Source organism: Christiangramia marina, assembly GCF_048285865.1.
Taxonomy (GTDB): domain Bacteria; phylum Bacteroidota; class Bacteroidia; order Flavobacteriales; family Flavobacteriaceae; genus Christiangramia; species Christiangramia marina.
Window position 1 is genome coordinate 547,796 of sequence record NZ_JBLVTK010000001.1, and the last position, 15,421, is coordinate 563,216.

A 15,421-nucleotide genomic window follows, 5' to 3' on the forward strand; every position below is an offset into this window, starting at 1 on the left:
AAAATTGAATCCTCAAATAGTCAAACTTAATTTTAGTCTCTCATTAGTCAAGGTAGTAGCGTAATCCAACGCCAAAGTTGTTAGAATAAAAGTTCTTTAAAGTATAGAATTCCAGGCTACCTGTGAAATACAGTTTATCATCAAAAGGATAGCTAAAACTACCACGGTAACGCTGAAAATTATCTGAAAACGTATCAAGAAAATATGCCGCATCAAGGCTTAGATTAATATCTTTATTTAAATTCCCAAAGGTATATCCAGCTCCAAAACCACCATATAATCTCTCTTTGAGTGTCCAGTAGGGATAACCACTACTTTTATCACTATTACCAAGCAATCCTGCCACCTCAGTATATGCAGACATTGAAGATCCTCCACTTCGATATATTTTTCCGTAGAAAGCAAAAGCAGCAGTAGCGTCCACGGTGCCATCATCGTCATAATGATTTCCTTCCAGGTACAGAGTAGTTCTAAAAGTTTCATTAATCCTTAACTCCTCGTAGATATTTAGCTGACTCTGGTAAATCTCCAAACCATACGCTCCACCGGTAAGCGCAGGTCGCCTAAACACAGAAGCGGAACTATAAAGACTGTCCTTACTAATACTAGCCCCGGCACGAATATGATAAAACAAATTCTCATCCTGGTCCATTTCCAGCCTCGCACCTGCCGTGAAATTGAATTTTCCAGGTTTTATAGCTGTTAGAAATTGATAATCTAATCCATACAAGCTACGATCTATGTTATTAGGAGCTATTTGTACTACTGGCACTTCGTAAGCCTTGGTTTGAACCAGGCTGAAAATATGCGTGTTGAAGGAACTGTCTCTTAACCCATAACCAATCTTTGATTCATAATAATTAGGATCCAGCCTGTCTGCCACCATATTCCCATTTAACTGGATAAAATCACTTTCTGTAGTTCTAATATTCTTTTCCAATAGTGCCGATACCTTAGTATCAAAAAGATCAGGGTTTTCCTCTAATAATTGTTTTTGCTTATCTCTATCTATAAATACCACATCTTTATTCAACTGCTTTCTGAATTCTGTTTTCTTGTCAGATGCTGGCATAGCATCGGTAATTTTCCAGGCTTTAATGAAATTAGCCTCTGAGATATAGTAGGATACTAAAAACTCCTGAATCTCCTTGAATTGTTTATTCTCAGGACTAATTTGAGCATATAAATCCTCAATATCCTGTGTTTTGCTTAATTGTGCTAACCAATACATTCTGGTTAAAACCGGTAAAGCTGTGCTACATTCGCTCCAAGCTAAGGCCATTCTATAGCTTCCCTGGTTTCCAAAAGCATAGGCGATCTCTGTAGCTAATGACTCTAATTCATCATTACAGGCATCAGTATTGATCAATTGCTGTGTGGCTTTGGCCGGTGAATTACTCAACAACCAATTAATATAAAGTTGATAACCTCTTTGCTTTATTTCTGCTTCATTCCCATCTTTTAAATACCATTGATCTATGGTCTCTGCGTCTATCGTCTCTGCACAACCTGCCCAGGCGATCGCTTCTTTATAGTTCTGCCTATCGGCATAAAACCAGCTTATGGTCTCTGCAGAATTCTGATTATTAGAGCAGGGAATTCTGGTAAAGTAATTTGCTGCTTCATCGGGATATTCCTTCAGAAACATTTCAATATAATTTCGAACATTTTCTGATTCGTTTGAAGCGATCAATTGCTTGAATTCAGCAGAATTTAATTTCACTCCGTTATCATTTCCGAAGTAGCCGATATAATCGAGTTTCAACTGTGGATCCTCTGAAACCGCAACTTTTTCACCCATCCAGAATTTCCGGGTTTGCATGTCTGGATAATCACTGCCTTTTACCAGCATACTTGCCAGCTCAATATATCGTTGATCTCCATTGCTCTGCTCGTAACGGATTTTTAACAAGGGCCATATTTCTGCCTGCCTGTTCTGCCACCCCAGATAACGGGCGAGTTCAAGCCATTTATTTTTAGAAAAGGAGTTCGATGATTTCAAACTTTGTTTTAACCCATTTATTTTTTCTGTAATGGAATCGTCTGCCGGAGTTTCTTCCAGATTGACATAATTTTCGAACTGTTCTGCCAGTGAAACTTTTAAGGCTGAAGTGTTCTTCGGAAAATATGGAATAGTCACTTGTCCAGTCTCAGATTTCAGCATGTACAACTTCCCTGTATGCAGGTTTGTTTTTGAAAATTCGAATTTTCCGGAATTGAAATATTCTTCGATCAGCGTTTTATTTTGATCATTCACATAAAGAAACCACCAATTCTCATTTTCTTTGCTTGTTCTTACCTTAACCTCCCGATTGTCAAAACTATACGAATAAGATGCATTTCTCCAGGCTTCAGTAATTTCAGCAGCATTCTTAACTGCCAGAAACCGCATTAAAGGGAACAGCTTTTTTGTTTGTTTGATATAATTTTCAAAGCGTGGATACAATCCTAGAGAACCGTTTTTAGAAATTTTCCAGCCCAGCTGTTCCTGATTTCGGTAGTCGTATGGCGGCTCCTGCTCCTCAAAACTTGAAGGTATTTGATAAATATCATCTGCATGTATAAAATGTGACCAGATACCTGTGTATAAATATAGATTTTGCTGGTTGTATTGATTGGCTATGTCCATGGTATAGCCACTGGTAATTCTTGGGAAATTATAGAAATGAGTGTTGAATGGTTCTGGGTCGAATTCCCGAGATCCACCATCTTCAAAATTACCCAGGTACAGGCTGGCATTATATTTTATGGAAGGAAACACTTGTTGTAGCGCTGCAAAACCAAGACTATCTATATTATTGGACGGCGGAACGTAGCTTACAGGTAGCTTTCCATAGTTCCTGATCTGCCACCTCTTTTTCGCGGCTTCCAATCCCAGGACCATAAAATCGTAATTTGGCCAGTCGTTCTCAACCAGTGAAGCGTGATTATAGCCATGAAAAGCGAGTTCATGATCAGAATTCTTCATTTGATTCATTAGCCAGTCAGATGCGATGACTGTTTTACCAGATTCTCGTTTTTTTGAGCTTTCCCATTCTTCAAAAGTAAACGGCGGTGTGGTCTGGTTTCGGTAATCGAAACAAACATAACCGGAATAAATCAAGCCCTGTTCCTTGGCAAGATTCAGCATGTCTGGCCACCAGTGATCTGTATAGAAGTTGGCTTGAGTCACAGACATTTCTGTATGAACAGGTTCCATAGCCATGTTATACATTGGCGCAGGAAAATCATCCAGAAAAATGCTTGTAGTATTTGCAACGGAATATGGAATTTCTTCAAGTCCATGCAAAAGAATACTAAAGATTAATCCGCGATCGCGTTTTTCAAAGGCCTGAGAAGTGTTCATCAGGATCACCTTACCATTCCCAAGATCATTCTGAAGAATTGCCGGGTAGTTTGTATCACTATTTGCGGTAGCCAGTACTTTTATATCCGCTGAAAAACTTTCTCTGTTTAACCCATTAAGTAGAGTGGACTTCTTAAACGCCTTGTTTTTAAAATTTGGAAGAATATGATTGGGAGCCAGGTAACCGGTAGCCTTTGTATCAATTTGTTGAAAGCCATCAAGTCTCACCCCTGCAAGAAAGTTAAATTGCTCCCCCCAACTTAAAGTAGGCAGCAGGACCATCCCTCCATTTTCAAGGAATTCAAGGATTTGTTTAAATGCTCGCTTATTCAGGTCATCGGGATTCGTAAGAATAACTATGCGATTATTTGCCCCGAAGGCTGGTTTGGAATTAAATTCATCCAGTTGAATAGCGGTAAAGGGAATTTTGGAATAATTGAGTGTTTTATGAATGTTCTCTTTATAATTAATACTGGTTTTATCCTTTGGATCCAGGATAAATGTCACCAAAGGGTTTTTACTATAAGCTTCATAACTTACACGTTCTGTTATATTAGCCGTTTCCTGCTCCTTGCTATCCTTTTCACAGCCAGATATCAAAATAATACTAACTAAAAATATGATAAACCTACCTCTCAAATTTCTCACAACAACAATTCATTTATTTTACTGGAATTCGGAATATTTACTATTTCAAAAACCTGTACCGAAGGACCTTCGTAAACCATTTTCAACTCTCTTCCTCTTCGTTTTAAGATCTGCAGACTCCTTTGTACACCTTCCAAAATTTTAGCATTCAATTTTTCCGGAACAAATACAAAAACACTGGAAGGCAAGATTACTTCAGGATGGGTTTTTAAATACTCCTCATCAGCCTTATAACGTGCAAAATTTTTATCTTTTTGGAGATATGATGCGTTAAAATCTCCATAACTCAGAAAGTAATGTAAGCCGCGGCTTACCCGACCATTAATGGATGTGTTCACCACAGCATAAGAATAGGGTAGCCTGCTATTCTCGATCTCATAATAAGCCTGAAGAATATCTTTTTTTGTATCAAAAACCTCGCTGGTCACACTGGCCTTACTCTCTCCAACATAAAATAAACCTCCGGTTAAAATTAGAACGACACTAATTTCTGCAAAGTTGGAAGCATTCAGTTTTTTAATCAGACTATAAAATGGCAGATAGATAAAATAGAATAACAGTCCAATTAGTATTGGCAAGAAGACCCCTATGAGTTGTAGCAAAAGATCATCATCCAGAATGGGAATATCCAGGACATATATCGTGAATAAAAACAGGACAAAAACAAGAATTGTTAATATAGACCTCCATCGGGAAGATTTTTTGGCGATCATAAAGCTTGCAGCAATTCCCAAAGCCAGGTTTATACTTATGTAATACCACACTAATTCTGAAAATGGAAGAATAAGGTTTGGTGTATAGGTATAATAATCAAATGAGACTAACTTAGACACTAACAGATTCACAAAGCTTACCTGCAGGAAGTATGAAACAACGAGATAACACAGGAGGACTAGTGCGGCACTAACAAGATATGCCGTTAAAGCCCGTAAATTATACGCTCGTTTTTCAGCTGGGTTAATAACAAGACAAATGAGAATAAACGGCAATAAAACGGCCAGAGCTATAAAAAGATTAATAAAACTCAAGGCCAGAACACCAATAACATTCCACATGAAATAATTCAATTTCTTTTGACGGAAACTTGTGGGATACATGTTGAAGATCATTAACGGCAATGCCAGTGTCATGGAGAGAAAGACCGATTTATGTTGCAGAACAGAATCTATATTTAAGGGAATGATGGTATAGCCAAACCCGAATACCAATGCCGCAAGTAATCCAGGGCCATGTTTATGTGTTATCTTATATAATGCCCAGTATATGATCACTGCCAGCAATGCCGACTCGATAAAGCCAGCATTACTCAAGGCCAGCATATCACTTAGACCTGAGATCTTTGCGTATAACGAAATGATCGCATAACCACCCATAGAATCTGAAACAACACTGAACCAGGTTTGTTCTGCAATGGCTTTTACTTTATCCAGATCTTCATACCAGGATGAACTTAAGAGGTAATTATCATACTGCAGTAAATAATACCTACTCATAAACATAGCGGCGAAAATGAACAGAGCAACTCCAATTTGCCAGAATTTTGTTTTTTTAGCTTCCAGAGTCTGCGGTTTTCTTTTTCTGAAATTTTTACGCTCTACCAATGACCGATTAGCCTCAAACCTTATTACCACATATAAAATTAATCGGCTGTAAATCTTCTGAAGTTGAGCTTTGAGTGGTTTTTTTCGTTTTAGATTTAAAAAACTCAGGACAAAGAATAAGGATGTGATCATTAAAATTAGCATGGTATCGAAACCATTGATCTGTGTTAGAAATAAACTAACAATGATCGCTGCGGAAAGTCCCATCACGAACCTGGGGACAAAAAATTCGATTCCCGTTTGATAAGATAATTTTACAGCAGTTAACCTGTATAGAATGTAAAAAAACAAAAAGAATAAAAGAATTCTTAGTGGTCCCAGTAAAGTTGCACTGAACCAGAAATAAACATCACTCATTTTCCGGTAGGTTTTGAAGCTCAATTTTTCCAATAAAGAGATTTGCCTGATAAGGCTTCAAACGCTTTTTCACGGCCTTCTTAAGAGCTGCACTATCTGCATATTCTATAATTATAATAGGTAATCCAAAATCCTGAGCCACGCTCTTCAAATTGTTAATTCTTTGATTGAAATCTTTCGATTCTCTCATTCTATATTCCGAAGTTTCAAAATTATAATTGGTTGCTACAGATTCTACCGCGATTGAACTTACATACTCTTCGGTTTCATCAAGCGCTTCCAGTCCAGCATTCTGCATTAAATGTGATTCTGGAAATTCGGTTTTAAGACGTTTTAGAAAACTCACGAGCGCAGTCAGTTTTTCTGGGGTTGGTCCAAAAGAAGTGTAGTTATCTATATTATCAAGGAAGAGTCCATCAAAACCTTTAGTTTCCAGATTATTTCTTACGATCTCAAAAATTGTTTGGCGTGTTTGTTCATTTTCCAAATCGAGCACGTAACTATTCCAAATATCGTTTTTTGACAGCGTATACTCTGAAATCTCCTTATAATGTGGAGCAGCTTCATTCACTTCTCCAAAACTTACGTAAGCAAGAACATTCTGGTTGTTAGACTTTAAAATTTTAATGTCTTCCGAAGAGAAATGGGCGCTTTCTAATATTACATAGTCATAACCCCGAACGAGTTCAGGATCAAAATCACCATAATTTACAAGCACACGTTTTGCGGTTTCGTGCTTGCATTTAGAGAAACTGAAGATTGAAAAACAAACCAGACCCATCACAAAATATTTAATATGCTGCATAATAATAGTAATCCAGATTCTTAAAAAACTGCTTCGTATATCTAAAGGTTACAAGCATAAAGACCAGAGATCCCAGCATTAAACCAACAACCGCATACTCATAAGATATGAGTCGGCTTAGTATCACTCCCGATATAAAATTTGTTAACAACGCAGCGATAATTGCTACCAGCGGTTTCCGGTTTTGATTAAGAGTATACAGATAAAGCGTGTTTAAAACACCTATAGTAAGAAATATATAACCTATACTCCCTAATATGCTCACCTTAATACTCAGTTCTGAAAGTGCCTCATCAAATCCCGCTTTATAACCCCAGGGCTGGGTCATGATAAGATATAATAGGATCGCCACTCCCATCGTCGTGAAAAGAAGCAATCTCAAATGACGATGATATAAACCCGTCATTTTACGATTGAATTTCTTGAATTTTGAGTAAGTATGAATTAACTGAAAATAGTCCAGATGTCGGTTAAACGAGCTAATACTGTATTCCAGCACTCCACCCAGCAAAAAGAAGAACAGAATGGCGAGATCCATGCCTATTTCATAATCCTTTTCATAGTAGAATAGATAAGGTATTTCGCGATTAGTAGAAGATGACCATGCGATAATCCTATCCATAAAGACGAAAAGGAAGAAGAAAATTCCGTATAAAAAATAATTAAAGTTGCGGTAAATAGACAAAGTCACTTTTGGTTCTACGATGGACCTGGATTTCTTCTTCTTTAAAGTATGTTTTAAGAACCATTGCAAATATAAGATCGAGGTTAAGGCTGCTACAACTATTCCTGCCCAATGGAGAAAATATACCGGGACATTAGTAAAAAAATGTAAAGCAAGTGCGAGTGCAGTTCCTAAACTTATGCTCACCGTGATCATCCAACGTTGCTTTAATGCATATAAGGGCGCCAGTACCAAAAGTAGGAAGCCAATAAATAAGGCATAAGAAAAACAGATGATCACAAAACTAATAGAGTATAAAGGTATTATAAAGTTAAGCAAGGCTGAAAATATGAATATAACCAGGATGGTAAGCGTACCGTACTTTATGATATTGAGAACCGAGTGCCGGGCCATATAAAAATCTTCATTATACCAATAATAGGAAACCTGTTTTCCAATTACCTGCACAAATCCCCCCGTAGCCACGAAGCCCACAATTACACCAAGAACTACGGCAGTAGATTGCAGGTTATTGAATTTAGAAAATGTCCATAGTGAAATCCCGAAAAGTACAATTGAGATCACCTGTATCGCAACCGGCAAAAAGTTCGAGATCCCAGATCCATTCTCAAGTATAAATTGTTTGACCGCACGAGATGAAAAATACGAGGAAATGGCAATCTTCTTATAATTCTTGGCCTCAACTACTCGTTGCTTGTCATTCTTTAAATCATTATAAGCTTTTAAACCGAAGACTTTATAGATATAGTTCGCAAGATTTAAAATACTATCAAAGCCAAAATCTTTTTCAACATCAACTTCCCTGATGCCTAAAGATTCTATAGTAGCAATCACTACATTTAAATTTACCGGTTTCCCGTTACGATCTTTAATAGCAATGATGAGATGTGCTACAGCTTTTCTTTGTTCTGGGTTCATCTAAAATATTTCCACAGGTTGGTTCTCCACTAGATGTTCATTTAGTAGTTGTTCGTAAACATCTTCATATTGCCGTATAAATTTCGAGATCGTAAAGTGATCCAATACGCGTTGTCTTGCGTGGGTTGCCATTTTCGAGCGTAATTCATGGTTCTGTAATAATTCTATGACTCTATCCCCGATTTCCTGGGCATTTTTCGGTTTGCATAAAAAGCCGCTGTTTTCGTCGAGCGCTTCCTTAACTCCACCAACATCTGTAGAAACAACCGGAACACCACAACTCATACTTTCAATCACTGTATAAGGAAAACCTTCAGAAATAGAAGTAAGAATAGAAAGATCACCTTCCGGGAAAATATTATGCGAATCGCTTCTAGGCCCCATCAATTTAAAATTCTTCTTTATTCCCAGTTCATCGATTAAATGCAGACAGGTATCTGTATATTCGGGAACCGCTCTATCATCACCATAAATTAGATATTGAATATCTGGAATAGATTTTTGAACTACGGCACACGACCTGATCATGGTGATCACATCTTTAAGCTCAAAGATCCTGGCAGCTGCGACAACCGTTGGAACATTTTTAAGATGGTCTGGTTTTGGTTTCGGTTTAAATTTATCAGAATCAATCCCATTATATATGATCGAAATCTTTTTGGGATCTGCTCCATACATTTTTTCCCATTTAATATTGAACTTATTTACTGAGACAATAGCTTCAGATTTATAATAGGCCAACCTTGCTATAGCTTCTGAAAAGCGTATTAATAAACGTTTCAGAAAAAACGGATATTCAGAATTGTTCAATGCGAGAAGTCGCTCCCTTATAAAAACTCCGTGCTCGGTAAGCATGATTTTTGTACCGTACTTATAATGCGCGATCAAAGCCGGAATCACAGGGAATCCTGAAAGGGTTAGATGAGCGATATCACATTTAGGGACATCGGTAATGGCCAGTGGAATTAAAAACCTATAGATCCATCGAAGACCAATGGTAATATCTATCAAAGCTGCATCTGGGTTGTAATCCCTTACAATATACTGGGACATGATCTCACGGTAAGCCTTCCAAACAGGTTCACTTCGCATCGTTTCCTTGTAATCATAATCCTCAAAATATAACCACAGAGCTCTAAAAACCTCATCCAGATGTTCAACCTCGAGATTATCATCATAAATTAAATGCAACAATTTTGAAAAAACCGGCACAAATTCACGCTCCACAATCTCATTCGTGGTCCATTCCTTTTTACCTACGGTTTTGTAATATTCGTCCCCATAGCTAATATAATCATAAGGTTCATCTGGAGTCCATAATGGAACCTGAACTACCTGGGTAATATTAGGGCTCAGGTCATATTTTGGTGTAGTTTCAAAATTGGCATTAATGGAGTACAATTTAAAATTCACGTTGCTTACCTGGCTACATAATAGATGCGCCCAGGTAGAAACTCCACCACCATTGAAAGGATAGGTTCCTTCCAACACCAACATTACCGACTGCTTCCCCATAGCTATCCTGTAAGAATTCCGAAAATACAATTAAAATTATAGAATAATGACGTCCTGAATTTAATCCAATGGATTGAAACCCGTTTTAAACGCACGGGAAATCTACGTATGAAATACTTTTTTAGATTCCTGCAAGCTCGTATAATTTTGTTAAAATTTCGCTGCTATATGAAAGCGACTTTGCGCCCAATAAACTCCTCAGAAAATCATCTCATCCAAAAAATGCGAAATAGTTATAGACATTGATATAAGTATCTTAATATTCTGACCTTAAAAGAATAAATTGATTGAAAAAATAAGAAATCCTTATAGCCTTCGAGAAAATTCCTGATAAATTTTTGATTTAGAAAAAGGGAGTGAAGTTATTGAAGATGTTGATGCAGACCTGCTGCCTCTCGAAAATCATTTATCTCTAATCCAGATCTTGCTTTAAAAATTGCACAGGATGTTGAAATGGACTCCTGGAATGAGGATACTTTCTACTCGGAAGGAGCAAATACCGACTACGAGGTAAAAACCGAAAGAGCTGCAGTACTTCAGTAAAAACCTGAAGTTTAACACTATAAAAAAGTCCTACAGAAATATCTGAAGGACTTTTTTACTTCGGTATAAACATCTCAACTAGAATTCCTGAACTGTAGGTCTAATTACGATCTCATTCACGTCTACCTCTGTTGGTTGCTCAATCGCATACGCTATAGCTCTGGCAATAGAGTCTCCAGGAATTGCCTGCTTGTAAAACTCTTTTACGTTTTCTGAACTTTCATCATGGCTTGAACCATATTTTAATTCAGAATCTATAGCTCCAGGTTCTATGGTTGTTGTTCTTATGTTCCCACCAACCTCATGACGTAACCCATCTGAAATTGCTCTTACCGCATATTTAGTTCCACTATAAACGGTTCCTCCAGGACTAAATACTTTGATTCCGGCAACTGAAGAAAGATTTATAAAGTGGCCAAATCCCTGTTCCTGGAATACTGGTAGCGCTGCAGAAATTCCGTAAAGCACACCCTTTACATTAATATCGATCATTTTATCCCACTCCTCCACTTTATCTTCAGCAAGAGGTGCGATAGCCATTAATCCGGCATTATTGATAAGAACATCAATTTTTCCATATTCTTTTTTACTAATTTCAATGAGATTCTTCAGGTCTTCTCTTTTAGTAACGTCAGTCTCCACTACAAGCGCTTCACCGCCATCTTTTCTGATGTCTTCAGCAATTGCATCCAGTTTTTCCTTACGTCTTGCGGCAATAACTACCTTTGCTCCTCGTGAAGCTAAATGACGGGCCGTATTTTCTCCTAGTCCACTACTACCACCTGTTATAATTACTACTTTACCTTTGATATTATCTTCCATAATTGTGATTTTTAGATTTCACTTAAATTCGGAAACAAAAATACGAGGGGATATGGAGCTGTATAAATTTGGGAGTGGGTTTGTAAATAGTTTAACCTGGTTAATTGATCTGGGTTAATAATGTCACCTTAAAACAGAATTTTTAAAGACAATTGTTCTCCTTAACTGAATCTATGAAATTAGACGGTTTGCTCTTCTGAAGTAGTAGTTTTAATTCCAGAAATGGTAGTATCATGTTTTCGACCGAATCTACCGGTTATAGTCCATCCTACACCGAGACCCAGCATGACCCCCGAAATTAAATGAAAATTTGTACTTGTGCTCAGGTAGCCAATTAGGATTCCAAAGGTGATCATCCCCAATCCCAACAACCTCACTTTATTCATGACGCAATTTATTATGGTCTTAATAAATGCGGATTAGGGCTGGCATTTGTAGGTTTAGACCTGATTTGGATGGTAAATTTAGGCATTAAATCCTGAGAAATAAAAAAAATATCCGTTAAAATACTAGTATTCAACGATCAAGTTAACGGTGGAACCTCTATTTTCTAAGAAAAATAACTATTCAGTACGAATTCCCTGTGTAGTAAAAGATAGACCTTGCTGCCCTGAAGTGGAGATCATCACAGCATCGAATACCGGCTCGGTAGTATTCAGATCTGCCTGCCAGTCAAATACAAAGTTAGCACCGGTGCCACCAGACTTATCGGTTTCATCGATCACAATTTCAATCGTCTCCAGTGGCGCAATATAAATGGGAGCATCAAAATAAGTTCGGATGAGCTTTCCATTGGTCGCGTAATAGTCGGCTCTTTCAACATAAATCGTATCCTCACGACTGGTGTTCCTCATGCTAATGGTCGCAGTTAGATCGTGAGTGATATGTTCTGTCTGACTATAGATTTCAGAATAAATAGAGAGATAAGTTTCTCCGGAAGCCAAGGAATCATTCTTCGGAATAGCAATTTGTCTCGACTCCCAATTAATTGGGTCTATAGAGCTGATCTCCTTCTTATCCTCGCAGGCTTGCAACACCAGAAGAACTATCAGAAAACCGAAGAAATATTTATGTGGATATTTTGTTTTAATCATACGAATTAGGCTTTCAGGCTATTTTAAAACTACGAAAAAGTCTCTTAATCCTGCCAGTATAGATTGGGTTGCGTAGGCTGCCAGGATTAGCCCCATGATCTTACTTACCACAGTGATCCCATATTCTCCCACATGATCTTTCACTCGATTAGCTGTTAATAGCAATATGCAAGTTATAGCGATAACCACAAGAACCAACGCCGTGGTCACAGCCTGTTGCTGTATTGTATATAGATTATTATCTGTCATTAGCACTACTGCCATGATCGCACCTGGAGAAGCGATAGACGGGATGGCAACTGGAAAGATCACCACATGCTTGTAATCTTTAATAAGACCTTTTTCAGATTCAGGTTTTCCATCACCAAAGATCATAGTAAGTGCGAACAGGAAAAGGATCACACCCCCTGAGATTTGAAAAGCATCCAGCGAAACATCCATTCCATCAAGAACAAGCTGTCCTACAATAATAAAGAACAGTAGTATTAGAGAAGCAATAATAGAAGCTCTGATCGCGACAGTCTTACGTTTCTTTTCGGGAATATTCTTGGTTGCTTCCAGATAAACCGGTACCGAACCAAGCGGATCGATCACGGCAATAAAAAAGAAAATAGTAGTAATGATTTCGTTCATTGTTCCAATGTCTGGCAACTAAATTAATTAAATGTTCTGATACTATCAGCCTCTTTAGAAGTTACCTTCAACAAATTAAAATAGATGTTAATCTAAATCATTTGTAATTTCATTAACGGGTAAACTTGTAGATATCGGTTAAATTGAAAATAAAAAAATGAAAAAAATTTATCTACTAACATTTGTTCTTTTCATAGTTGGACATCTACAAGCTCAAAATGCCAACTTCAAGTCAGATTCAGTAAACAAAAGAATTCCGGCGCATGCAACAAAAAGCTCTATGAGTACAGATGCTTTACAAGCTACTTTATATGAAATAATCGATCAAAAACACGCAGTACATCAAGCACACTGGAATGTGCGTGGTCCACAATTCATTAGTCTGCATGAAATGCTGGGAGACATGTACGGTGAACTGAATGGCTTTATAGATCAGGTCGCTGAGCGTAAATTAGCCTTGGGTAAACCAGCAGATGGTAGACCAGCAGAAGTCGCTTCAAACGCAAATCTAAGCACGGTAACTTCAGAATTCGTAAGTGATCATCATGTGGTTGATCATTTAAGCGAGCGCTACAAAACAATTTCAGAGCGATTAGAAGCTCGTATCGAAACAACCGGAAAAACAGATACGGTTACTCAGGATTTATTGATTGCTTTAAGGAATACTATAGATTTACATCTATGGAAATTGAGAAGTTTTAATTACCCCAAATAAATTCATAGGGCAGAAATATCTGCCCTTATTATTTTAATCACTACCCATAGAAAAAGGATCAAAAACCAGACTTGAGTGCGAAGTAAGATGCAGTGCAATAGCGATCGAAGATATTTGCGATTCGTTCCCTGTCCTCCATTGAAATCTGTCTAATATCAAAATTTGAAGTTTTTCCGTAGCGTTCTATAATCATAAGTTCACTATCTGTAATTTCAACCGAACGAATCTTGTCAAAAGTAAACTGCTTTCCATAGAATCCCTTCATTTTGATATTTACTCCAAGCTTGTTCCAGGAAACTACCGACTTGTAGAAAATCATTCGGCTCCAGAATATTAAGAGAATTAGATGTGCACTGAATAATAGTACGCTATCGAATCTTCCAAACATATCATTGAAATAATCTACGCCGTATAATACGAGGCACACTAATGCCAGAGGGATTAAGATCTTGCTTGATCTACCGTGGATTTTGTGAAAAAGCACTTTCTTCTTTTGCATACTTAATTAATGAATAATCTGCTTTCAATGATTAGTATTTCAACTTACTCAGCTACAAATCAATTAACCATAAGATAATACAGCAGAAAAGATATTAATAATTTCTGAACCTTTAGCTTTAGATGCAAACATACATTTGCCTTCAAAATTGAGCTATGAAGTTGAGATTATTCAGGGAGCATTTTTCGCTATATTTACCCAAAAAGAAGGGAATGTTTTGCTTTTATCTTGAGAACAGAAAACGCTTTGGTAACCAACGTGTGGTTCACCTTAAAAGCTGTGATCTCCTGCCCGAAAAATCTGGAAGAACCAAACTTGGCTTTTTTAATGATTTCCAGGAACTGCATGCTCAGCATGATCTAGCTGAAGCTTCCTTGATGGCCTGTACTTATTGCTGCAAATCATTCCAACTCAATACAGACCAGAGGATCACACCTACAGAAAACTAAGTGGTAAATAGTCGGTTTTCAATCATTTCCACTTTCATATTATAACTTCTGCAAATTTCTCAAACTTGCTACGAACACTTTGCTTTTAAAATCTATATTTGCCGACCCAAAAAAAGATTTTTATTATGAGCGTAGTATGGTACGAGTGCAAAGTAAAGTATAGAAAAACCCATGAAACCGGGGAAAGTAAAGTAACTACTGAAACCTATCTTCTGGACGCTGTTTCTTATACGGAAGCTGAAGCAAGAATCACAGAGGAAATGAAGACTTACACAAGTGAGGAGTTCATGATCACCAATATCAAGGTGGCAAATCTATCTGAAGTTCATCCTTTTGAAAATTCAGATCGATGGTTCAAGTCCAAGGTTTCGCTCATTAGTTATGATGATGAGAGTGGTAAAGAAAGAAAGTCTAATCTATATATGCTTATCCAGGCGAACGACGTCAAGGAAGCTTATGAAAATACGGAACAGGCGTTACAGGAAACTATGGGCGATTATAGCATTCCTGCAATTACTGAATCACCAATCCTGGATGTATTCCCATATTTTTCAGATGAAGAAGAACCAACGGTAGCTTCTGAAGTAACGGAAGAAATTGAAGAAACTGAAAAATCTGAAGTTGTAGAAGAGACTGAAGAAGTGCCTTCAGAATAAGTTCCACTATTGAGGAATAATTCAGATTACACGGCAAAAGTGTGGAATTGTCACCCATGATTTTAATATAAGATCAAATTGAGCCCTGATTATCAGGGCTTTTCTAATGGCATAAGAGTTGCCTATATGGAAACC

General features: G+C 37.4%; 13 protein-coding genes. 3 read left to right on the forward strand and 10 right to left on the reverse strand.

Annotation, left to right across the window (positions count from 1 at the left end; genetic code table 11):
- Positions 1 to 43: 43 nt before the first annotated feature.
- The 9 genes from ACNKXS_RS02495 to ACNKXS_RS02535 form a co-directional block, all read right to left on the reverse strand.
- Complete coding sequence (locus tag ACNKXS_RS02495) at positions 44 to 3,994, reverse strand: DUF2194 domain-containing protein (RefSeq protein ID WP_417919483.1); 3,951 nt, start codon at positions 3,992 to 3,994, stop codon at positions 44 to 46.
- Positions 3,991 to 5,952 (reverse strand): hypothetical protein, encoded by a 1,962-nt coding sequence (locus ACNKXS_RS02500; protein WP_417919484.1) that lies wholly within the window; start codon positions 5,950 to 5,952, stop codon positions 3,991 to 3,993. The genes ACNKXS_RS02495 and ACNKXS_RS02500 overlap by 4 nt, the downstream gene beginning before the upstream one ends.
- Positions 5,945 to 6,757, reverse strand: a complete 813-nt coding sequence (locus ACNKXS_RS02505; RefSeq protein ID WP_417919485.1) for an endo alpha-1,4 polygalactosaminidase — start codon at positions 6,755 to 6,757, stop codon at positions 5,945 to 5,947. Before ACNKXS_RS02505 ends, ACNKXS_RS02500 begins: the two co-directional genes overlap by 8 nt.
- On the reverse strand, positions 6,744 to 8,360 hold the full coding sequence (gene pelG, locus ACNKXS_RS02510; protein ID WP_417919486.1) for an exopolysaccharide Pel transporter PelG: 1,617 nt from the start codon (positions 8,358 to 8,360) through the stop codon (positions 6,744 to 6,746). Before pelG ends, ACNKXS_RS02505 begins: the two co-directional genes overlap by 14 nt.
- On the reverse strand, positions 8,361 to 9,875 hold the full coding sequence (gene pelF, locus ACNKXS_RS02515; RefSeq protein ID WP_417919487.1) for a GT4 family glycosyltransferase PelF: 1,515 nt from the start codon (positions 9,873 to 9,875) through the stop codon (positions 8,361 to 8,363).
- Positions 9,876 to 10,496: 621 nt separating this feature from the next.
- Positions 10,497 to 11,240, reverse strand: coding sequence for an SDR family oxidoreductase (locus ACNKXS_RS02520; RefSeq protein WP_417919488.1), 744 nt, complete (start codon positions 11,238 to 11,240; stop codon positions 10,497 to 10,499).
- A gap of 179 nt (positions 11,241 to 11,419) precedes the next feature.
- The gene (locus ACNKXS_RS02525; RefSeq protein ID WP_417919489.1) at positions 11,420 to 11,626 is read right to left on the reverse strand and encodes a hypothetical protein; all 207 of its coding nucleotides are present in this window, start codon (positions 11,624 to 11,626) and stop codon (positions 11,420 to 11,422) included.
- A gap of 177 nt (positions 11,627 to 11,803) precedes the next feature.
- Entirely contained in the window at positions 11,804 to 12,334 is a 531-nt protein-coding gene (locus ACNKXS_RS02530) for a DUF3124 domain-containing protein (RefSeq protein ID WP_417919490.1), read from the reverse strand.
- An 18-nt stretch (positions 12,335 to 12,352) separates the two neighbouring features.
- Positions 12,353 to 12,967 carry a MarC family protein gene (locus ACNKXS_RS02535; RefSeq protein ID WP_417919491.1) on the reverse strand — a complete coding sequence of 205 codons (615 nt, stop codon included), beginning with the start codon at positions 12,965 to 12,967 and terminating at the stop codon, positions 12,353 to 12,355.
- A 157-nt stretch (positions 12,968 to 13,124) separates the two neighbouring features.
- Between ACNKXS_RS02535 and ACNKXS_RS02540 the strand changes: the two genes are divergently transcribed.
- Entirely contained in the window at positions 13,125 to 13,682 is a 558-nt protein-coding gene (locus ACNKXS_RS02540) for a Dps family protein (protein ID WP_417919492.1), read from the forward strand.
- Between the two features lie 58 nt (positions 13,683 to 13,740).
- On the opposite strand, the gene ACNKXS_RS02545 is transcribed toward ACNKXS_RS02540, so the two are convergent.
- Positions 13,741 to 14,181, reverse strand: coding sequence for a hypothetical protein (locus ACNKXS_RS02545; protein WP_417919493.1), 441 nt, complete (start codon positions 14,179 to 14,181; stop codon positions 13,741 to 13,743).
- Positions 14,182 to 14,336: 155 nt separating this feature from the next.
- Between ACNKXS_RS02545 and ACNKXS_RS02550 the strand changes: the two genes are divergently transcribed.
- Positions 14,337 to 14,630, forward strand: coding sequence for a hypothetical protein (locus ACNKXS_RS02550; protein ID WP_417919494.1), 294 nt, complete (start codon positions 14,337 to 14,339; stop codon positions 14,628 to 14,630).
- Between the two features lie 125 nt (positions 14,631 to 14,755).
- Complete coding sequence (locus ACNKXS_RS02555; protein WP_298527368.1) at positions 14,756 to 15,286, forward strand: DUF4494 domain-containing protein; 531 nt, start codon at positions 14,756 to 14,758, stop codon at positions 15,284 to 15,286.
- Positions 15,287 to 15,421: the final 135 nt, after the last annotated feature.